The organism is Salinivibrio sp. YCSC6, assembly GCF_004916735.1.
Taxonomy (GTDB): domain Bacteria; phylum Pseudomonadota; class Gammaproteobacteria; order Enterobacterales; family Vibrionaceae; genus Salinivibrio; species Salinivibrio proteolyticus.
The window spans coordinates 1,976,089-1,996,834 of record NZ_CP039516.1 but is presented as its reverse complement, the minus strand read 5'-3'; the positions used below and the strand labels follow the sequence as shown (position 1 = coordinate 1,996,834).

Below are 20,746 nucleotides of genomic sequence, written 5' to 3'. Positions count from 1 at the left end.
TGATGTTTTTTTCAACGCTTTACGGCGTTTTTAACCGCCAACATCGAATTTTATGCGTTTTTTGAAACCGTTGCTTATTGCCGCAGTCTTATGCCCAGTTTCGATGATGTGTGGGAGATCATAATCCTGCATATCGCTGATAGATAAATCAAAAAGGAATTATACATTCTGATCGAATCTCATATTTGGATGTAATAAGTATAAAAAATAGCGTCTTTACAATTCTTTAAGGACAAAAAAAAGCAGATCAGTACACTGGTGCTATTCAAATTATAAGGTGTGATGCAATGAAAAAAGGGATGCTACTGGGCGCCGTGATATTGGCCGGCGTTGCGTTCTGGTTATGGAGTGGAGCGGGGCCCACGAACGAAGATACGGCAACCTCCGCTCCAAGCGCGCGCGCTGTGGATGTGATGACAGCGGAAGTGGAAACCAGACCGATTGCGCCGTCGTTATCTTTGGTGGGGAATGTCAAAGCCCACCAACAGGTTAATATTGAATCGGAAGTGTCGGCGCGCATTGAAACTGTTCACGTCAAGCCGGGCGAAACCGTGCAAAAAGGGGCGCCGTTGGTGACCTTTAATCGCGCCAAAGCTCAAGCCGCGGTGCTGGAAGCGTCGGCTTACCTCAATGACGAGCAGCGCAAGCTCAAAGAGTATACCAAGCTGGCGCAGCGTGGTGCGTTAACGCAAACCGAGTTGGATGCACAGCAAGCGAGTGTCAATATCGCCAAGGCGCGTTTGCAATCGGCGCAATCTGATTTAGATGATCACCGTTTAGTTGCGCCCTTTTCAGGTCGCATTGGCCTGTTTGATTTAAGTGTCGGCCAGCGCGTGGATGTGGGCGAATCGCTCTTTAGTCTCGATAATCTTTCTCAGATGAACCTCGATATTCAAGTACCAGAACAATATATCGGGTTGCTGTACCCCAATATGCCAGTGGCGGTCACGTCGCAAGCCTATCCCGATGAGGCCTTTACCGGCACGGTGAGTGTGGTGGATTCTCGGGTGGATAAAGACGCGTTATCGGTCAGTGTTCGCGTCGCGCTAGATAATCCTGAACGTCAATTGCAGCCCGGTATGCTGATGGAGGCGAAACTGACTTTGCCTGAGCAATACGCGGTGATAGTGCCTGTGCAAGCTCTGCAATATTCCGGCACACGACGTTATGTTTTCCGGATTGATGATGAAGGCATTGCTCATCGTACTGAAATCACCCTTGGCGCGCGGATTGATAACCAAGTGGTGGTAAGTAAAGGACTCGAGCCGGGTCAGCACATTGTGGTGCAAGGTTTAGTGAACATGCGTGATGGGGCGCAAGTCTCGGTATTAAATGCGGAAGCGCGTAAAAACCAAGCTGATGATCAAAGCCGTGTGACTGAGACCGTTTCTGAGACGGAGGCTAGCTAATGTGGTTGTCTGATGTCTCGGTAAAACGGCCAGTGATGGCGATTGTGTTGAGTTTGCTGTTATGTGTCTTTGGGGCGGTCTCTTTCTCGACCTTGTCTGTGCGTGAGATGCCTGATATTGATAGCCCGGTGGTGAGTATCTACACCGGCTATTCCGGCGCCTCGGCGAGCATTATGGAAAGCCAAGTCACGCAATTGATTGAAGATGAGCTCTCCGGCATTAGCGGTATTGAAGAGATCACCTCGGTCAGTCGCAATGGCTCATCACGGATCACGGTGGAGTTTAAGCTCGATCATCCGCTGACCGAAGGGGTGAGTGATGTGCGTGATGCCGTGGCACGCGCACAAGGAGGACTGCCCGATGATGCCAATGATCCGATTGTGTACAAAGACAATGGCACCGGCGAAGCGGCGGTTTATATTAACCTGGCCTCGTCAGAAATGGACCGTAACCAACTGACGGAATATGCCCAACGTACTCTCGAAGACAGATTCAGTTTGATCTCAGGCGTGAGCTCGGTCGATTTATACGGCGCGCTGTATAAAGTGATGTATGTCAAACTGAATCCGACCCAAATGGCGGGGCACGGTGTCACCACTCAAGATATTCTTGATGCATTGCGGGATGAAAACTTAGAAAGTCCGGGCGGGGAAATCCGCAATGACGTGATGACCATGCCAGTGCGTAGTGATCGGTTATACCGTGATGCGGAGGACTTTAAACAACTGGTGGTGCGCACTACGGCGAATGGCACTGCGATTTATCTGTCGGATGTGGCGGAGGTGGCAATTGGCTCACGTAATGAAGATGCTACCTACAAAAACAATGGTATCAATAATTTAAGCTTGGCGCTGATCCCACAATCCGATGCCAACCCGCTCGACATATCCGCACGGGCACATAAGCTTGTCGATGAAATGCAGGCCTTCCTGCCCGAAGGCACGCGCCTTTGGGTCGATTACGATACCACGGTATTTATTGATCGCTCGATTGAAGAGGTGTACAGCACCCTGTTTATCACTGGGGCATTGGTGGTGTTAGTGCTGTATATCTTTATTGGCCAAGCGCGCGCCACCTTGATCCCAGCAGTGACTGTGCCTGTGTCCTTGATATCCGCCTTTATCGTTGCCTCGGCGATGGGCTTTTCCATCAACCTGCTGACTTTAATGGCGCTCATTCTCGCGATTGGTCTGGTGGTGGATGATGCCATTGTGGTGGTCGAAAATATCTTCCACCACTTACAGCAAGGCGATCCACCTTTGGTGGCCGCTTACCGTGGCGCACGGGAGGTGGGTTTTGCGGTGATTGCCACCACGGCGGTGTTGGTGATGGTGTTCCTCCCCATTACCTACATGGATGGCATGATTGGTAAGCTGTTCACCGAGTTTGCCGTGATGCTTGCCGTCACTGTGCTCTGTTCGTCCCTCATTGCGTTAACGCTAACGCCGGTGCTTGGCAGTAAATTACTGCGCTTAAATGTGGCATCGACTCCCGTAAACCGTGTTATCACTCGTGGGTTCGATGTGCTTGAAGGCTACTATCGCCGTGCGTTGGGGCATGTACTGCGCTGGCGTTGGGTGGCACCTGTGGTCATTCTGCTTTGTATTGGTGGTAGTGGTGTGTTGATGCAGCACTTACCATCGCAATTGGTGCCACAAGAAGATCGTGGGGTGTTGCTGGCATTTGTCCGTGGTGCGGAAGGCACGGCGTACAACCGTATGGTAGGTAACATCGAGCAAATTGAGCAGCGTTTAATGCCCTTGGTCGAGGCGGGGACCTTGAGCTCGGTCAGCGTACAGACACCGGCGTTTGGCGGTCGAGCGGGAGATCAAACGGGCTTTGTGATCATGCTATTGCCGGATTGGGATGAGCGTGATCGCTCTGCACAGGATATCTTGGCGGAAGTCCGTCAGGTGTTAAATGGTGTGCCAGACGTGCAAGTGTTCCCGTTTGCGCCTGGCTTTGGTGGGGGGAGTTCAGAGCCCGTGCAGTTTGTATTGAGTGGCCCAGACTATCCTGAGCTTCACCGCTGGGCGGAAAAACTGGGCGAAATGGGGCGAGAGGCGGGCATGATTGATAGCCCAGATTACGACTACAACCAAACTACCCCTGAGCTCGTGGTGAAAGTAGATCGTCGTCGTGCCTCTGAACTCGGCATTTCGGTGCGGGATGTGTCCGACACCTTAGAAGTGATGCTTGGCGGCCGTGCCCAGACCAGTTATGTGGATCGCGGTGAAGAGTACGATGTGTATGTGCGCGGCGATGAAAAGGCCTTTAGCAGTAAAGGCGATCTCAGTCGGATTTATATGCGCAGCCGCAGCGGAAAGTTGGTTTCGCTCGATGCAGTGACCACGGTGGAAGAAACAGCGTCCGCGCAGCGTTTAAGCCATACCAACAAGCAAAAATCGATCACCTTATCGGCGCATTTAGGTGAGGGAGTGACGCTGGGCCAAGCACTCGATTATCTGGATAAAATCGCGGCTGAGAATTTGCCAGCTGATATTTCGGTGGGCTATTCAGGGGAGTCGAAAGATTTTCGTGACAACCAAACCAGTGTGCTGGTGGTGTTTGGTTTAGCGCTCTTGGTGTCTTACTTGGTGTTAGCGGCACAATTTGAAAGCTTTATTAACCCTTTGGTGGTGATGTTGACGGTGCCCATGGGGATGCTGGGCGGCTTTTTAGGCCTATGGCTTACCAACCAAGGGATCAATATCTACAGCCAAATTGGTTTGATCATGCTGATTGGGATGGTGACCAAAAACGGTATCTTGATCGTGGAGTTTGCCAACCAATTGCGTGACCGCGGCATTGCATTTGAAAAAGCGATTATCGATGCGTCAGTCCGTCGCTTGCGACCGATTCTGATGACGGCGTTTACTACCTTGGCAGGGATGATCCCACTGATCCTCTCCACTGGCGCGGGGGCTGAAAGTCGTATCGCGGTTGGGACGGTGATCTTCACCGGTATGGCCTTTGCGACCTTTGTCACCTTGCTGGTGATCCCTGCGATGTATCGTCTGCTCTCCATTCATACTCACTCGCCGGAGTATGTGGCACAGCAGTTGGATAAAGCGCTCGCGGTGGAAACTGTGCATCGGGCCAGTCATGGTGAGTTTGATACCCACCCGCATGATGAGCCGCATAAATAACCGCTGTTGTATTCTCGACACAAAAACCGCCTCTTCATTGTGAGGCGGTTTTTTATTTCTTGTTGCTGCCAGTAGATGCGCGCAGCTACGCGTTTTCGGCTTGTTTGCGTTGCAGTGCTGCTTGTACGTCCGCTTGGTTGGCGAGGTATTCATCTAAGCCACGCTGACGCAAGTGGCAGGCTGGACATTCACCACAGCCAGTGCCTTTAATGCCGTTATAACAGGTTAGGGTGTGGTCGCGCACAAAATCGAGAGCGTGATACTGGTCGGCCAGTGCCCACGTTTCAGCTTTATTCAGCCACATTAATGGTGTGACTAAGGCGAGTTTTCTGTCCATGCCGCGCTCAAGAGCCTGCTGCATTGATTGAATAAAATCGTTACGACAATCTGGGTAGCCAGAAAAGTCGGTTTCGCAGACACCGGTGATCACCGCCTCTGCGCCAATTTGATAGGCGTAGATACCCGCTAAAGTCAAAAACAAGATATTACGTCCCGGCACAAAGGAATTGGGCAGGCCGTTTTCGTTCAGTGCATTGGAAACAGGAATGTTGTCGCGTGTGAGCGAGCTAATCGCCAATTCATTGAGCAAACCAACATCCAATACCTTGTGCGCACTGACTTTGCGGTTCGCAGCAATCTCACGGGCAACATCAATTTCTTGCTTGTGGCGCTGGTTATAGTCGAAAGTGAGGCAATGCACTTCGTCGTACTCTGCCTGCGCTTGAATCAAACAGGTGGTTGAATCCTGTCCTCCGCTAAATACCACAACGGCTTTCTTCATTGGTTTGTCCTTTGGCGGTGCTACTTACCCAGTGTTACACAGAGCACGGATGGTACCCCTGTGTGGTATCGACAGCAAGCCAGATGCGATGATGCAATACGTTAGTCAGCACGCAATTTGTCCCCTCTTTGTTTGCTAAGCTACGCCTTGATGGTTGATTTATAAAGGACATTCACAAGTTATGGACGGACTTGAACCGCAAGCTATCCCCAGCCTGTGCCGCACGCCCATCTCGGGTATTTTTGTCAGAGTATGTCACCCTGAGCACATCGACGCTGTCTTGATGCGAGAAAGTAAAGACAGACCGAACGGTCGGTATAATCGTCAGGGGGAAAGCGCGCTGTATTTAACCGAGAGTGCAGAGAGTGCGCGCGTAGCCATGCAAAAGTACGCCAGCCAGATCACAACGCCACGCGTGCTTGTGCGGTATCAGGTTGAGCCCTGTGAGCTGGTAGATTTGCGTCATCCTGAACTCCAGCAATACAAAACCTTATCCAGCGTTGATTGGCAAGCGGCCTTAGCAAAAGGCGAATCTCCATCCAGTTGGTGGGTGGCCGATAAACTGAGAAGTGGTAATGAAATTGGCTTGATTGACCCGTCGCGAAAAGATCCCAGCACTTGGCATATCACCTTGTTTCGCTGGAACGCCCCAGGCGTGCCGTCTGTGACCAGAGTGGGCGAGCCTGAAGAGATTAGCTTGAAATGACGGTCGCTGGTAAGGCGAATCAAAAAACTTTTTCAGTGATACTTAAGTGCTACAATACTGATACTTTAATGTCACTATCCGGGCGAGCGATGAAAGTAGAACTTGTGACCACACTGAAGCGTCAGGCAACCAAAATTTTGTCTGAATTGAAGGCGAATAAAGAGCCTGTTTTGATCACCGAACATGGTAAGCCTTCAGCATACTTATTAAGTGTGGATGATTACGAATTAATGCAGCGCCGTCTTGCTATCTTAGAAGGGATCGCGCGTGGCGAGCGCGCCATTACTGAAGAGAAGCTCGTGAGTCACCATGATGCCAAGGAACAAATGTCCAGATGGCTCAAATAGTTTGGACTGAGCCTGCGTTGGCAGATCTGAATGACGTTGCTGAATATGTTGCACTGGACAACCTGGTTGCAGCTAAAGCGCTAGTGCAAGCGGCCTTTACCGCAGTGGAGCGGTTAGTGCTTTTTCCTGATTCTGGTCGAGTGCCACCTGAACTACCGCACTTGAATTATCGAGAGGTGGTGGTGAATCCTTGTCGTATTTTCTATAAGCAAGAAGAAGACACGGTGTTTATCTTATTCGTCATGCGTTCAGAACAGGATCTACGTAAGTTCTTACTATCGCGTTAAATCTGTCATTACACTCAAAAATCTTTATTGATTACTGACTGCGCGTCATGCAACGCGCAGTGCTCGTCTCTATGCTTACTGTTTCGCCACAAAAGCTTTTAACCCTTCGAGCGTCTCGGCTGGGATAGGGCAGCTTTTACCGGTTTTAAAATCGCAATAGACAATCAAGGCCTCGCCCTCGGCCACACAGCGCTCTTGATTGTGGCTGTAGATTTCATACTTCATCGCATAGCGCTTTTCTTGAATATCCTCGACCCAAGCGACGGTGGTGATGGTATCTGGATACACCAAAGGGGCGCGATAATCGCAGCGGGTTGAGGCGACCACGGGGCCAACATGCAGTCGTTTGGCTAGCTCGAACACTTCCAATTTTTCAAGCATCACCACGCGTACATCTTCAAAGTAGCGAAAATACACGGTGTTATTGATATGTTGCAGGGCATCCATGTCATTCCAAACAATCGCCTGCGTATGAGAGAGCGGGTAGTTTTCTACTGGGATATTTGCCACAAGACAATCCTCCTTAATTGTGTGCCTTGATTGCACACCAAGCCCAATGACAAGACAAGTTGAGCAGGTATAAATACGGAGCTTTGTCTAACAATGACGTAACAAAATACATGACTCGACAAAGCGGTTCTCAACACGGGTGGCGCTAATCGGTTAATGTGGCAGCAATCAGATTCTGGTATGATACGCCCCCTTTGGCCGTGCTTGGGCGCGGCATGATTTACTTTTGTTGTGGATACGACTTTGACTGATACCGCTTTTTCCTCGCTTGCGTTACCCGCTGATTTACTCGATAACTTAGCAACCTTGGGTTATACGCACATGACGCCCATTCAGGCGCAGAGCTTACCGTCTGTGCTCAGTGGGAAAGATATTATTGCCCAAGCAAAAACCGGCTCGGGGAAAACGGCGGCGTTTAGCCTGGGCGTGTTAGCCAAACTGAACGTAAAACGCTTTCGCGTGCAATCTTTGGTGCTGTGTCCAACCCGTGAGCTGGCCGAGCAAGTGGCGGTTGAGATGCGTAAGTTGGCGCGTGGTCGTCATAATGTCAAAGTACTGACGCTTTGCGGTGGAGTATCGATTGGCCCACAAATTGGCTCATTGGAGCATGGTGCACACATTATTGTCGGCACTCCGGGGCGTGTGGATGACCATTTACGTAAGGGCACCTTGCGTCTCGATGACGTTGAGACGTTGGTGTTGGATGAAGCCGACCAGATGCTGGATATGGGCTTCCAAGATACCTTGGATGCTATCATTGCGCGTGTTCCTGCTCATCGCCAAACCTTGTTATTCAGCGCTACCTTCCCGCGCTCGATCAATGCGATTGCCCAGCGAGTGTTGAGCCACCCTGTCTCCGTTAAAGTGGATGAGGTGCAAACGCAAAGTACAATCTCGCAACACGTTTATAAAGTTGATGACAACAAGCAGCGTTATCAAGCGTTAAAGCTACTGTTATTACACTTTCAGCCGCAAAGTTGTGTGGTGTTTTGTACAACCAAAGCTCAAACCCAACAAGTTTGCGATAACCTAGAAGATGATGGTTTTAGCGCCGTTGCCTTGCATGGCGATATTGAACAGCGTGGCCGTGAGCGCACCTTGGTAAAATTTGCCAACAAAAGTGCGTCTGTGCTGGTGGCCACTGATGTGGCTGCGCGCGGCTTAGACATTGATGACATGGATATGGTGATCAACTATCAACTCGCCCACGATCCGCAAACTCATGTACACCGCGTCGGCCGTACCGGTCGCGCTGGCAAAAAAGGGGTGGCGTGTTCGCTATATAACGATGCCGAGCACTATAAGCTGGCGATGATTGGCGATCAGTATGACCGCGATTTTCTCCCTGAAGCCCTGCCGTCGCAAGATTTGCTCGGCACCGTGCCCTATCAGCTTGAGATGGCAACCTTGATGATTGACTCAGGTAAAAAACAAAAAGTACGCGCGGGTGATATTTTGGGCGCGCTGACGGGCCAAGCGGGCATTGACGGTAAGCAGGTGGGTAAAATCAATGTACTCGACAATGTGGCGTTTATTGCTGTGTCCCAATCCTGCGTTAAAGCCGCGTTGCGTAAGCTCAATGATGGAAAAGTTAAAGGACGCACTATCCGCGCCCGCCGGATTTAGTTTGTAAGAACGCATCAAAGACATAACCAAGGAATAAGCATGACGAACAAGGATGTTGTTCTCGCGTTTTGGGAAGCCATGCAACGAAATGACTTCTCAAAAGCGAGTGAGTATTTCAGTGATGACTATCAATGCTTCTGGCCTCAGTCAGGAGAATTGATCGTTGGGCGCGATGACTTTGTCGCACTAAACACGGCCTATCCTGCAAATGGTCTATGGCAATTCTCTGTTTACTCTTGCGTCGCTGAAGGCGATAGGGTGGTGACAGATGTTGGAGTGACTGATGGTGTCGTGAACGATCGAGTCATCACTTTTCATACACTGAAGGCTGGTCGTATCGCGTATCAACAAGAGTTTTGGCCTGACGACATGCCAGCACCTGAATGGCGATCCAATTGGGGGAGGCGTGTTGGCAATGGTCTGAATCTTTCTAAGCACGGATCGCAATCGCGATAAGAAGGGCATCACTTGCGGAGTCCCTACGTTAATCTACTCTATTTCAATCGCTTAATGATAAGCGCTGCATCATACCCCATTGGTATTGTGCGTGTTGGCATGGAGTCATAGATGAAAAAATATTTTGAGAACTTAGCCAAAGCTTTGCTCGGCCGGCCATTTGGTAGCCTTAGTTCGGGAGAACAGAAAGTCATTGAAAGCATTGCCAATAACACGGCAGTGTCTGAGAACGTCAACAAGTCCTTCCACGAAAGTCTGACCACTGGGCAAATGGTGGCGGACAAAATTGCCTCATTTGGTGGCTCTTGGTCATTTATCGGGCTTTTCTTCGCATTCATCATTGGCTGGATTGTCGTGAATACGGTTTGGTTAGTGGGAGACGCGTCATTCGATCCCTATCCCTTTATTTTGCTGAACCTTGGGTTATCCAGTCTGGCGGCTTTCCAAGCGCCGATCATCATGATGTCGCAAAACCGCCAAGCGGCAAAAGATAGGATGGAGCAAAAAGCCACCTACGAAATCAATCTAAAACTCGAGCTTGAACTAATGCGCCTGCACGACAAGTTTGATGCCCTGCAGGCCGATGTCCGTCGAGGCGAGCCAGAATAATTCACTCGCCTTTTCGTGAAACCCAGTTAGAGACGATGGCGTGTTACCCCAACAAGGTCTGCAAATCATGGGTCGCTTGGTCGAGATCCCCAATGTGCTCACGTACCCAATCAGGGTTGTAATAGGTGTCTAGGTAGCGCTCGCCGCTGTCACATAACAAGGTGACAATAGAGCCTTTCTCGCCGTTGGCGCGCATTTCATTGGCCAGCATCAAGACGCCGTATAGGTTGGTACCGGTGGACGCGCCAGCTTTGCGGCCAAGCTGGCTTTCTAGCCAGTGAATGGTGGCGATACTGTGGGTATCCGGCACTGTGATCATTCTATCAATCACGCCGGGAATAAAGCTGGGCTCGACACGTGGTCGTCCAATCCCTTCAATGCGGCTGCTTTTATCGGTGGTCAGTGCACTGTCGCCGGTGAGGTAATAATCGTGAAACACCGAGTGCTCAGCATCTGCCACCATCAGCTGAGTCGGTTGGCAACGATAACGAATGTAGCGGCCAATGGTCGCTGAGGTGCCACCGGTGCCCGGACTCATCACAATCCAGCGAGGGATAGGGAAGCGCTCGTACTGCATTTGATCAAAAATGCGGTTGGCAATGTTGTTATTGCTCCGCCAGTCGGTCGCGCGCTCGGCATAGGTAAACTGATCCATGTAATGGCCATTGAGCTCTTTAGCAAGGCGGCGAGACTCGGCATAGATCTGATCTGACCGCTCGACAAAGTGCGCTTCGCCGCCATAAAAACGAATTTGTTCAATCTTCTTACACGCAGTGTTTTTGGGCACTACGGCAATAAAACGCAAGCCAAGCAGACGGGCAAAATACGCTTCGGAAATAGCAGTACTGCCTGATGAGCTTTCAATGATGGTGGTGTGCTCATCAATCCAACCATTACACAAGCCGTACAAAAACAAAGAACGCGCCAAGCGGTGCTTCAAGCTACCGGTCGGGTGGGTGCTCTCGTCTTTTAAATAGATATCAATGTCCGTAAAGCTAGGGAGATCGAGCTTAATTAAATGGGTATCTGCAGAGCGTTTAAAGTCGGCTTCAATCAGGCGAATCGCGTTACCGACCCAAGTATGGCAAGGATGTGAGGTTGTCATCATGCGTCTCCGAATACGTAATTAGCACCAGTTTACGTAAAGAGTGGGATAAAAACCTTGCTATTTTTGCTCTATAATGACGCCAAAATAGAAAAATGAACTCCTAGATAACACTTAATGGAAATAAATTTTCATGACTGTCACTTTAGATGAGATAGATCGCACGTTACTCGCGGCGCTGCAGGAAGATGCCAACTGGTCTGTGTCTGCGCTGGCAGAACGGGTGAATCTAACCACGACCCCCTGTTGGAAGCGGCTGAAACGGCTGGAATCACAAGGAGTGATCCGCGGGCGGGTGGCATTGCTTGACCCCGAAACCGTTGGCCTCGCATTTACCGCCTTCGTCCATATCAAAACCAATGATCATAGTGAGCAGTGGTACAAGACCTTTACCGAGGTGGTGACCGAGTTCCCTGAGGTGATGGAATTCTACCGCATGGCAGGCGAGTATGATTACATGATGAAGGTGCAGGTAGCTGATATGACTCGATTTGATCATTTTTATAAAAAGCTGGTCAATTCTGTGCCAAGTCTGAATAATGTGACATCAACATTCGCCATGGAAGCGCTTAAGTACACCACCGCCTTACCGATCCGATAGGTCGTTCTGATGATAAAAAGGCGGGGATAAAAAGGAGACCTCATGAAGGTGTTTTGGCAGTTAGGCTGGTTTTTTAAACGTGAATGGCGTCGTTATGTCGGCGCCATGATTATTTTGGTATTTGTCTCTGTCTTCGAGCTCATTCCACCGATGGCCGTGGGCCATGTGGTTGATGGCGTGGTCGCGGGAGAGATTTCTACTGAGCTACTGATGTGGCTACTCGCGGGTATGCTGGCCATTTGGATGGTGGTGTATGTGCTACGCATTGTGTGGCGAGTGTGGCTATTTGGTGCCGCGGCCGAGCTGGGTACTGTGCTGCGCAACCGGCTTTATGATCATTTTACTCGCCAATCCCCGCATTTTTTCCGTCGCTACCCGAGTGGCGATATCATGGCGCGCTCTACCAATGATGTAAAAGCAGTGGTAATGACCGCCGGTGAAGGGGTTCTGACCGCGGGGGATTCCATTATCACAGGCGCGGCGGTGCTGATTGTGATGGTGAGCCAAATCAGCTGGCAGCTGACGCTTTTAGCGCTGCTACCGATGCCGGTGATGGCGGTGCTGGTCAATCGCTTTGGTCGTCGTTTGCATCATACGTTCACCGAATCACAAGCGGCATTTTCTGAGCTGTCAGAGGTGAGTCAGTCCTCACTGTCAGCAGTGCGTATGGTGCGTGCATTTGGCTTAGAGCAGCACCAAATGAATCAGTTTGATCAAGTCGCCGATCGCACTGGGGAGAAAAACCTCGCGGTGGCGCGGGTTGATGCGCTGTTTTCGCCGGTGATCCAAGGCACCATTGGCGCCTCGTTTTTCCTAACCGTGTCTGGCGGCGGCTACTTAGTCGCTAACGGTGAGATTTCATTAGGGGATCTTACCGCATTTACCTTGTATCAAGGCTTGATGATTTGGCCGATGCTCGCAGTGGCGTGGCTGTTTAATATCATTGAGCGTGGGCGTGCCGCTTGGACGCGGATTGATGCGTTGCTGCAAGAGCAGCCAGACATTGTTGGCGGTGACACGCCGCTGCCTGACACCATGCAGCCGTTGACGCTGGCGATTGAGCAGTTTAAGTGGCAACCGGATGACAGTTTTGCCCTTAAAGATATCCATGTGACGCTTCCGCCTGGAGCCATGTTGGGGATTGCCGGCCCAGTCGGCAGTGGCAAATCAACCTTATTGCAATTGCTGCTTCATCTGACCCAGCTTGAAAAGGGCGATATTCGCTATGGTGATGTGTCGATAGCGGAGGCTGATTTGTCGTCATGGCGACAACGTTTCGCGGTAGTGACGCAAACGCCGTTTTTGTTTTCTCGCTCGATTGCGGAAAACATCGCCCTTGGTCGTCCGGATGCGACCCAAGCAGAAATCGAGCAGGCGGCGACACTTGCCTGCATCGATGAAGATATCCGTCAGCTGCCGCACGGGTATGAAACTGCGGTGGGTGAAAAAGGGATCACCTTATCTGGCGGTCAAAAGCAGCGTATTTCGATTGCTCGCGCCTTGTTGGTGGAAGCGGAGTGCTTGATTTTGGATGATGCCTTGTCGGCAGTTGATGGTGACACCGAGCACCGCATTTTGCAGAACCTGCAACAGCATCAGCATACCCGTACCACGATAGTGATAGCCCACCGCTTATCGGCGCTCGAAAATGCCGATGAAATTGTGGTGCTCAGTCATGGGCAAATCCGAGAGCGTGGCCAACATCGCCAATTGATTCAACAGCCAGGATGGTATCAAGAAATGCACCAATATCAGCAGCTGGAAGCGGCATTGGAAGCCGATGAGGAGCCGCGCCATGACTAAGCGAGAGATCTTATTTCGATTGCTAAGCTACATGCGCCGCGACAGGCGTCAATTTGTGATTGCCACGATTTTCTTGCTAGTCGCGGCGGTGGCGGAAGTGACGGGCCCTTATTTGGTGCAAATCTTTCTCGATAATTATGTCGCCAAAGACCATTATCCGGCGATGATCATGTGGGCACTGGCAGTCGGTTATATCGTATCGACCATTGTCTCCGCGGGCTTTCAGTATCAGTACGAACTGCGTTTTAACACCATGGCGGTGGCCATCATTCAACGTATTCGTAAAGCGGTGTTCGCCAACGTGATTAAACAGCCTCTGTCAGCGTTTGACTATGTGCCAATGGGGCGGATTGTATCGCGTTTGACCAATGACACCGAGTCGTTGAAAGAGCTGTATGTGTCGGTGCTTTCAACCTTTTTACGCAACATTGCGCTGATTGGGGTGATGCTGGTGGCGATGCTAATGCTCAGTGTGCAACTGACAATGGTGGTGTTGGTGCTACTGCCGTGTGTGGTGCTGGTGATGGCGCGCTATCAAAAACGCTCAGCGCCTGCGTATCGTCGGGCACGAGATCGGCTAGCAGATATCAACGGGGTGATGAATGAATCTGTGCTCGGCATGAATTTGATCCAGCTAATGCAGCAAGAGCGGGCGTTCTCCTCGCGATTCAGTGATATGACCGCGGATCACTTGGATGCCATGGTCACCATTCAACGCCTCAACGGGATCTATCTCCGCCCTTTGATTGATTTATTGGCGGGGGCCGCGTTGCTGTCTTTGGTGGCTATCTTCGGTTTTAGCGGCACGGCAGTGATTGGAGTTGGGGTGTTGTACGCCTTTTTAAGCTATTTGGGGCGGATCACCGAGCCATTAATTGAAATGATGCAGCAACTGTCACTGCTTCAGCAGGCTATCTCGGCCGGTGAGCGGCTTTTTGAAATGATGGATACGCCGCCTGAGCAATATGGCCATGACACCACGCCAATCCCTGATGGTGCCATTGCACTGCAGAATGTATCGTTTTCCTATGATGGTGAAACACCTGTATTGTCCGACGTGAATGTAGACGTCCCTGCCGGCGGTTTTCTAGCGTTGGTCGGTCATACGGGCAGCGGTAAATCAACGTTGGCGTCGTTACTGATGGGATTTTATCGCGCAGGTGAGGGGACGCTGACGCTGGGTGGATTACCAATTGAAAGCTTGAGTCATCAAAGCTTGCGTGAAGGCGTTGCCATGGTGCAACAAGACCCACATATGTTGACGGGGAGCTTGCGAGAAAACATCGCGCTGGGACAGACACTGGACGATGAAAAAATTTGGCATGCCCTCGAGCAAGTGGCGTTGGCAGATTACGTGAAAGGATTGCCAGCGGGGCTGGATACCTTACTTGGTGAGGGCGGAATGACCTTTTCTGCCGGTCAGCGCCAGTTGTTGGCTCTGGCGCGCGTGTTAGTGCGTCAGCCTAAAATTCTGATCCTTGATGAAGCCACCGCCAATATCGACTCTGGCACCGAAGAGCTTGTGCAACAGGCGCTGAACAGGTTACGTCAACAGATGACAGTGGTAGTGATTGCGCACCGCTTATCGACCATTGCCGAGGCCGATAACATCCTCGTTTTGCATCGTGGCCGCGTGATTGAGCAAGGGCGCCATCAAAGCCTGCTGCGTCACCAAGGCCGCTACTGGCAGATGTATCAACTCCAGCAAGCCAGCGCGCATTTAGCCGCATTAGAGGAAGAGGCGCAGGTGTAGCGGTTCAGTCATGGGTGAAACAGATAAAAAGGGGCGCAATGCCCCTTTTTTGTGCTGCTCAGACTCGCTCACGCTTGAGACGCTGATGGTTAGGAGAGCTTACGCATCAAGCCTTCTTGGGTGGCTGAGGCGATAAGATCGCCTTGCTGATTGAAAAGTTCGCCGCGTACAAAGCCACGCGCGCCACTGGCGGAGGGGCTTTCAATCGCAAACAACAGCCACTCATCCATTCTAAACGGACGGTGGAACCACATGGAGTGATCAATGGTGGCCACTTTCATGCCCGGCGTAAGCAGCGTCACTGCGTGAGGCTGCAAGGCCGTGACCAAAAAGCCCCAATCGGCGGCATAGCCAAGTAAATACTGGTGGACATGAAAATCGTCTCCCACTTCACCATTGGCGCGGATCCATAAATATTGCTTAGCCGGCGCCGCATGGGGCTTCAGTGGGTTGATCACCGTGGCAGGTCGTACTTCGATCGGCTTGTCGCCCCCAAACGCTTTGACCACCTTAGGCGGTAGTTTGTGGGCGATATCATTGACAAGTGACTGCTCCGAGCGCAAGGTCTCGGGCGCTGGCACGTCGGTCGGCATGGTGTTTTGATGCTCAAAGCTTTCTTCCTCTTCTTGATAAGACGCCGTCAAATAGAAGATAGGTTTGCCGTTTTGCACCGCTTTTATCCGTCGCGTACTGAAACTTTTTCCGTCTCTGAGTATCTCAACGTCGTAGATGATCGGCTGCTCAGGATCGCCTGGGCGCAGAAAATAACTGTGGAATGAATGCAAGAAGCGATCAGGGTCGACCGAGGTTTTAGAGGCTGATAGGGCCTGCCCAATGACCTGTCCACCATACACCTGTGGCAGTCCAAGGTTTTCACTTTGACCTCGGTAAAGGCCAGTATCTAACCGCTCAAGCTGCAGTAATTGTAAGAGTTCTGTCAGTGGTTGGCTCATAAGTCCTTGATACGTGCTATGCTTCCAGTGTTATTGATCAAGCTATCATAACCTTAGCGTTTTTGCCGCATTCAAACGCGTACCAGTGAGGATTCTTTAATGAAGAAACTATCGTTTCTGTTGTTCGCCTTATTCACTGCCCTAGTGTTTACTGCCTGTTCAGGGAATAGTCAACCTAATGATTTAGCGAGTGTTTCTGGCACTTTAGTGTATCGTGAGCGACTTGCTTTACCTGAGAATGCCAGCGTCACGGTCCGTTTGGTAGAAATGAAAAAAATGGGTTCACCCGGTAAAGAGATTAGCCGACAATCATTCGTAACCGAAGGCCAGCAAGTGCCTATTCACTTTTCACTGAATTACGATCCGAGCCAAATTTCTCCAACACACACATACATCGTCACGGCACAAATTGATGTGAACGAACGCCCGCTGTTTATCACCAATACCATCAATAAGGTGATCACGGATACGAATCATACCTTTGATCCCACCCTGACACTGGTGCGAGTCGGCAACTAATCACTACACTGAGAAGAGTGAGTGGAGCACAAGGAGTGTGCATGCGGATCTCTTCTTTGCTTTGGCCTGCGTTGCTTGTCGCCATTGCAGCGGCAGCCAGTTTGGTCTCCGGTTTTTCGTTATCCAGTTGGGCGATTTTCGTCCCGGCTGTTTTTTTCTTTTACCCCGAGACACTCACGAGTTGGTTACTTGTGTTGGCGATGGGGGCGTTTGCCTATGCCATGCCCCAGCTGCCTGCATTGCTCAGTGCAACCAGTTTACTGATGCTGCCCGCCTTGTCATTGTTGATGAACCCCTTGCGGCATCTACATGTCAAACTATTGCTGGGCTCAGTGATGATTGCGATGCTGACTGGTATTATGGCGCTGCAATCGGAGGCAAAACTCGCCGGTTCACCTTGGGTATTCACTGTCTTGCTGCTGGGATTAGTCGTGGCATGGGGCGCGCTACAGCAATGGTGCTTGTACATGCCACCTCGGCAAAGTGCATGGCTTTTGCTACCAGTGCTTGCCGTGCTGCTTGGTTGGCCGACTGCGCTTTGGTGTGTTTCTGTTGTGGCGGTGATCTGGTTATTGCAGTGGATAGGGCTGACGCCAAGGTTTGCTTCCTCGCGTCCCATCGCTTTACATGTATTACCTTGCGTTCCTTTTTTGGTGATCACGTTAGTGACACCCTCACAACTTACCATGTCGCTTTTGGTCGCGTGGGCAACGATGCTAGCGGCAATTTGGATCGGGGAATACTTGTTTTTGGAAGAGCCGGACGACTGACTGGGTGGATATTGCTCATAAGATCAACAGTTAAGCGGCGAAGCTATCAATCCTCCTTGCATTGCATCCAGCCATGCCACATAATGCCCCGCAGTTAAGCAAGCTTAACGACATATCGATGGAGGCCTCCTTGGTTCTCCCGCAACACTATCTTGTGTACTGGGTCAGGTCCGGAAGGAAGCAGCCCGCGCTTGGGACGTGTGTGCCGGGATGTAGCTGGGGAGGCCTCCGCCCTTTCTGCTCTTCGCTTTTCTCTTATTCTTTGTCGCGTACCCCTCAATCCATTTATGCGATACGCTTCATTGACAACGTTGATGTTGACACTCGGGTGACACAGCCCATTACCGCTTAGCTATGATTTAATCATTAGTCGCAATGATAGGTCTGGGGAGAATCGATTGGGTTTTCGAGCGTTAGCCGCGTTACTGTTCGCTTTACTAAGCAGTCAAGTGGCGGCCAGTGAGCTACAAACGCAACTCAAGGGCTTTTATGATGAAGCGTGGCAGGCCGGTCATTTGGTGGTGGCTCAGCCTTCGCTCAATGCGTACTCGCAAAACCTGCTGCAAAGCCAAGCACAGTACCCCGATTTTACGCATTTTAACTGGCAAGATCTGGTTGCATTGCATCAGGTGACGCAGCGGTGTCAAGCCAATCCCCGCATTGTCGATCCTCAGTTATTGATTGCGCAGCGCTTTGAACTTGCTTTGTGCAACGGTCAGTCATTACCGCCAGCATGGTTTGTGGAAAATCCGTTATTGCACCCAGCGGGAGGCAGCTATGCGGACCGTTATCTTGCCGCCTATCCGATGACATCACCACCATCTGACATTCTCCAACGGCTGACTCTCGATAACCCACAGCACCCCCTACATCAATCATTGAGTGACCTGAGTGCGCAAGGGCGTGACGCGTTACTGAGTGGCTATCGTGCCTATCTAGATAATCACCAGCTGTGGTTGAATGGCGAATTGGGGTGGAAGGTATTGCCTCAATCTGTGTGGTCGCCGATTGCAGAACATTATCGACTCAGTTTGTCGACCGAGTCGACTGGCTGTGACTATCGCTATGGCAATATTTGCAACCAACTCCATCCGGCTTATCAAGGTGTATTTACCGCGATACTCGTGCTGGTCTGTATTGCTCTAGTCATCGGGCTTGCGCGTAGTGTGTATGATCGTTATCAACAGCGTCGTGAACGACAGTTTATACTTCAACTGCTAACGCATGAGTTACGCACGCCAATTGCCAGCTTGGGGTTAACCGTCGAAATGCTTCGCAACCAATTCGATCAACTCAGCGAAGATGCGCAAGATGTCTTGTGGCGACTGTTGGCTGATCATCAAAGGCTGAGTCAATTGACCGAAACCAGTAAAGGTTATCTGAGTACGGATAAGAGTGAACAGTTTAAGACGCAAACGGCATCGCTGTCTGATTGGCTCGATCACGTATGTGACCCCTTTGATATTGACTATACCCTCGAGGACGATCGCACGCTGACGCTACCCTTCTATTGGTTATCGATTTGCTTGGAAAACTTGATTAAAAACGCGCACCAACATGGTGGGGAAACCGTATGGATTCGTGTGTGTGTGGGAAAACGTGTCCGTGTTTGTGTCTATGATGATGGTGTGTTTCCGTCATGGTGGCATCGATTATGGCGGCGCTGTCGGGCGCCAACCTCGGAACACAATATGGGCATTGGATTGTTTTTGGTGGCGCGTTTAATGCGTCAAATGGGCGGAAAGCTATTGATAAAACGGCACCCGACTTGCTGTATTTTGGAGTTACCCCAATGAGCCACGTGTTATTGATTGAAGACGATAAATTATTGGGTGAGGGCCTACGTCAGTTTTTAGAAACGCAAGGTTTCAACTGTACTTGGTTGATGGAAAGCGCAAAGGTTGAGAAGCATTGGTATCACGCGGACTTAGTGATTTTGGATCGCCAATTGGCAGATGGCGATAGCTTGGCGCATCTCCCTACTTGGCTGGCATTGAAAGCGTTACCTGTCATCGTGTTAACCGCCAAAATTGAGGTTGAACAACGGGTTGAAGGCTTAATGGCGGGCGCTAAAGACTATGTGGTCAAGCCATTTGCACATCAAGAGCTGTTGGCCCGCATTTATGCTCAGCTTCGTCCTTTGGGAGAGAGTCAACTGCTGTATGGCAGCATCAAGGTCGAGCCCGGTTCACGCGCGGTATACTGGCAAAATGAAGCGGTCACGCTAAAACCCAAAGAGTTTGATTTATTACTGTTGCTTTTACAAAACCAAGGTCGGGTGTTCCACCGCGAGGAGCTCCTTAATAAAATCTGGGGTTATCAAGCCTTTCCGACGACTCGAACCGTGGATAATCATGTCTTGCGTTTGCGGCAAAAACTCCCGGACCTTGCCATCGAGACTCACCGTGGGGTGGGGTATAGGTTGATAGCACAATGATGTGGCATCGTCTCGGTATCGTAGCCCTGTGGGGCTTGACTAGCATCAGCGCGCAGGCTGAGCAATCTTGGTTTACAGATACGCCCATGCGCGAGGCTTATCAGGCGTTGCTGGTCGAACAGCCCACATTGGCTTGGCAAGAGTTGATGTTTGCGCTGACGCAAGCGCCCGTTGACGAGTCGCATTGGGCGACACTAAAACATGCCATTATTAATCAAACTGATTGCGGACAGCGTTTGACCGAGCCTAATGGCAAAGGGATCCCTCATGGTTTGACCATCTCTTTTGTACGTCGCGCAGGGGCGTCGAGTCTGGGCTATGAAATCAAGCTCTCGGCGGAGCAGGTGGCAAACACAACGCGGGTCACGCTTATGGATCCGAGTGGGCAAATGGTGTTAAGCGCCACACTCACGGCGCAAGCCAGCTATCAAGAGATTGAGTCGGGTCAATTGTTTACCCAAGTGGATCCGGGCGTTTACGAACTCAAGCTAGGTAATCAGCATTACAGCTTAGTGATTTACGGACTCCCGCGTCGTCCTTGGGTACAACTCACCGGGCATCCTGATATGCAACTGGCGATTGATTTGCCGACAACGCCGCAAAACTGTGCCCCTGCCACGGCGTATTGGTTATGGCTGGACGATGCCTATCGTTGGGTGGATCAAGCGCCGATTTATGCCTCTGGACGAACCGCTGAGGGGGCATTACCCGTTAAGGTTGATTTGCCGACGTCTCCGCCTGCTACTGCAAGCCATTTGAGTGCAACCGTGAGTCACTTTGAATACCAAGGCGCGATCAAGGTGAGCTATGTTGAGCGATTGGCACTCCCCCTACCCAATGCTGTCGAGCGCACTGACGCAGTGAATAGCGAATAAAGAGACAGTGAGGTGACAAATAAGGGACGAGGTTGGCATTTAATAGCGCG

20 protein-coding genes and 1 other RNA gene are annotated in these 20,746 nt (G+C 50.9%); 17 read left to right on the top strand and 4 right to left on the bottom strand.

All coding sequences use genetic code 11. The annotated features are described in order from the left end of the window. The first annotated feature begins 287 nt into the window (after positions 1-287). Positions 288-1,409 carry an efflux RND transporter periplasmic adaptor subunit gene (locus tag E8E00_RS09150; protein WP_096631309.1) on the top strand — a complete coding sequence of 374 codons (1,122 nt, stop codon included), beginning with the start codon at positions 288-290 and terminating at the stop codon, positions 1,407-1,409. Continuing rightward, positions 1,409-4,558 (top strand): multidrug efflux RND transporter permease subunit, encoded by a 3,150-nt coding sequence (locus E8E00_RS09145; protein ID WP_096631312.1) that lies wholly within the window; start codon positions 1,409-1,411, stop codon positions 4,556-4,558. The genes E8E00_RS09150 and E8E00_RS09145 overlap by 1 nt, the downstream gene beginning before the upstream one ends. An 85-nt stretch (positions 4,559-4,643) precedes the next feature. On the opposite strand, the gene queC is transcribed toward E8E00_RS09145, so the two are convergent. Then, a complete protein-coding gene (gene queC / locus E8E00_RS09140; protein ID WP_096631314.1) occupies positions 4,644-5,339 on the bottom strand; it encodes a 7-cyano-7-deazaguanine synthase QueC in 696 nt (231 codons plus the stop codon). A 181-nt stretch (positions 5,340-5,520) separates the two neighbouring features. Between queC and E8E00_RS09135 the strand changes: the two genes are divergently transcribed. The 3 genes from E8E00_RS09135 (at position 5,521) to E8E00_RS09125 (ending at position 6,679) form a co-directional block, all read left to right on the top strand. After that, positions 5,521-6,045 carry an RES family NAD+ phosphorylase gene (locus tag E8E00_RS09135; RefSeq protein ID WP_096631316.1) on the top strand — a complete coding sequence of 175 codons (525 nt, stop codon included), beginning with the start codon at positions 5,521-5,523 and terminating at the stop codon, positions 6,043-6,045. 89 nt (positions 6,046-6,134) lie between these two features. After that, on the top strand, positions 6,135-6,392 hold the full coding sequence (locus E8E00_RS09130) for a type II toxin-antitoxin system Phd/YefM family antitoxin (RefSeq protein ID WP_096631634.1): 258 nt from the start codon (positions 6,135-6,137) through the stop codon (positions 6,390-6,392). After that, positions 6,380-6,679: a type II toxin-antitoxin system RelE/ParE family toxin gene (locus E8E00_RS09125; RefSeq protein ID WP_021024563.1), complete on the top strand. Its 300-nt coding sequence runs from the start codon at positions 6,380-6,382 to the stop codon at positions 6,677-6,679. The genes E8E00_RS09130 and E8E00_RS09125 overlap by 13 nt, the downstream gene beginning before the upstream one ends. Positions 6,680-6,754: 75 nt before the next feature. Here E8E00_RS09125 and E8E00_RS09120 read toward each other — a convergent pair whose 3' ends face one another. Then, complete coding sequence (locus tag E8E00_RS09120; protein ID WP_231637397.1) at positions 6,755-7,189, bottom strand: thioesterase family protein; 435 nt, start codon at positions 7,187-7,189, stop codon at positions 6,755-6,757. A gap of 243 nt (positions 7,190-7,432) precedes the next feature. Between E8E00_RS09120 and dbpA the strand changes: the two genes are divergently transcribed. The 3 genes from dbpA to E8E00_RS09105 all read left to right on the top strand — a co-directional run bounded on the left by dbpA (position 7,433) and on the right by E8E00_RS09105 (position 9,880). Beyond that, positions 7,433-8,815 carry an ATP-dependent RNA helicase DbpA gene (gene dbpA, locus E8E00_RS09115; protein WP_096631637.1) on the top strand — a complete coding sequence of 461 codons (1,383 nt, stop codon included), beginning with the start codon at positions 7,433-7,435 and terminating at the stop codon, positions 8,813-8,815. 39 nt (positions 8,816-8,854) lie between these two features. Beyond that, positions 8,855-9,271: a nuclear transport factor 2 family protein gene (locus E8E00_RS09110; RefSeq protein WP_069588005.1), complete on the top strand. Its 417-nt coding sequence runs from the start codon at positions 8,855-8,857 to the stop codon at positions 9,269-9,271. Between the two features lie 111 nt (positions 9,272-9,382). Then, positions 9,383-9,880 carry a DUF1003 domain-containing protein gene (locus E8E00_RS09105; protein WP_096631318.1) on the top strand — a complete coding sequence of 166 codons (498 nt, stop codon included), beginning with the start codon at positions 9,383-9,385 and terminating at the stop codon, positions 9,878-9,880. Positions 9,881-9,923: 43 nt separating this feature from the next. On the opposite strand, the gene E8E00_RS09100 is transcribed toward E8E00_RS09105, so the two are convergent. Then, on the bottom strand, positions 9,924-10,985 hold the full coding sequence (locus E8E00_RS09100; RefSeq protein WP_371414235.1) for a PLP-dependent cysteine synthase family protein: 1,062 nt from the start codon (positions 10,983-10,985) through the stop codon (positions 9,924-9,926). A gap of 133 nt (positions 10,986-11,118) precedes the next feature. On the opposite strand from E8E00_RS09100, the gene E8E00_RS09095 reads away from it, so the two are divergent. From E8E00_RS09095 to E8E00_RS09085, 3 genes are read left to right on the top strand one after another with little or no spacing between them, the layout of a single operon-like run. Then, positions 11,119-11,586 carry an Lrp/AsnC family transcriptional regulator gene (locus E8E00_RS09095; RefSeq protein WP_077457637.1) on the top strand — a complete coding sequence of 156 codons (468 nt, stop codon included), beginning with the start codon at positions 11,119-11,121 and terminating at the stop codon, positions 11,584-11,586. Between the two features lie 42 nt (positions 11,587-11,628). After that, entirely contained in the window at positions 11,629-13,389 is a 1,761-nt protein-coding gene (locus E8E00_RS09090; protein ID WP_096631322.1) for an ABC transporter transmembrane domain-containing protein, read from the top strand. Beyond that, positions 13,382-15,142 carry an ABC transporter transmembrane domain-containing protein gene (locus E8E00_RS09085; RefSeq protein WP_096631324.1) on the top strand — a complete coding sequence of 587 codons (1,761 nt, stop codon included), beginning with the start codon at positions 13,382-13,384 and terminating at the stop codon, positions 15,140-15,142. The genes E8E00_RS09090 and E8E00_RS09085 overlap by 8 nt, the downstream gene beginning before the upstream one ends. An 89-nt stretch (positions 15,143-15,231) precedes the next feature. On the opposite strand, the gene tesB is transcribed toward E8E00_RS09085, so the two are convergent. Beyond that, the gene (tesB, locus tag E8E00_RS09080) at positions 15,232-16,095 is read right to left on the bottom strand and encodes an acyl-CoA thioesterase II (RefSeq protein ID WP_077457642.1); all 864 of its coding nucleotides are present in this window, start codon (positions 16,093-16,095) and stop codon (positions 15,232-15,234) included. Between the two features lie 99 nt (positions 16,096-16,194). Between tesB and E8E00_RS09075 the strand changes: the two genes are divergently transcribed. The 6 genes from E8E00_RS09075 (at position 16,195) to E8E00_RS09050 (ending at position 20,696) form a co-directional block, all read left to right on the top strand. Beyond that, positions 16,195-16,614: a YbaY family lipoprotein gene (locus tag E8E00_RS09075; protein WP_096631327.1), complete on the top strand. Its 420-nt coding sequence runs from the start codon at positions 16,195-16,197 to the stop codon at positions 16,612-16,614. Positions 16,615-16,655: 41 nt separating this feature from the next. Next, the gene (locus tag E8E00_RS09070; protein WP_069588015.1) at positions 16,656-17,384 is read left to right on the top strand and encodes a hypothetical protein; all 729 of its coding nucleotides are present in this window, start codon (positions 16,656-16,658) and stop codon (positions 17,382-17,384) included. A gap of 128 nt (positions 17,385-17,512) precedes the next feature. Further along, an RNA gene (gene ffs, locus E8E00_RS09065) (signal recognition particle sRNA small type) lies at positions 17,513-17,609 on the top strand. A 173-nt stretch (positions 17,610-17,782) separates the two neighbouring features. Further along, positions 17,783-19,180: a DUF3404 domain-containing protein gene (locus E8E00_RS09060; protein WP_096631329.1), complete on the top strand. Its 1,398-nt coding sequence runs from the start codon at positions 17,783-17,785 to the stop codon at positions 19,178-19,180. Next, positions 19,177-19,821, top strand: a complete 645-nt coding sequence (locus tag E8E00_RS09055) for a response regulator transcription factor (RefSeq protein ID WP_069588018.1) — start codon at positions 19,177-19,179, stop codon at positions 19,819-19,821. Before E8E00_RS09060 ends, E8E00_RS09055 begins: the two co-directional genes overlap by 4 nt. Continuing rightward, complete coding sequence (locus E8E00_RS09050) at positions 19,818-20,696, top strand: DUF2861 family protein (RefSeq protein WP_084781316.1); 879 nt, start codon at positions 19,818-19,820, stop codon at positions 20,694-20,696. Before E8E00_RS09055 ends, E8E00_RS09050 begins: the two co-directional genes overlap by 4 nt. Positions 20,697-20,746 lie beyond the last annotated feature (50 nt).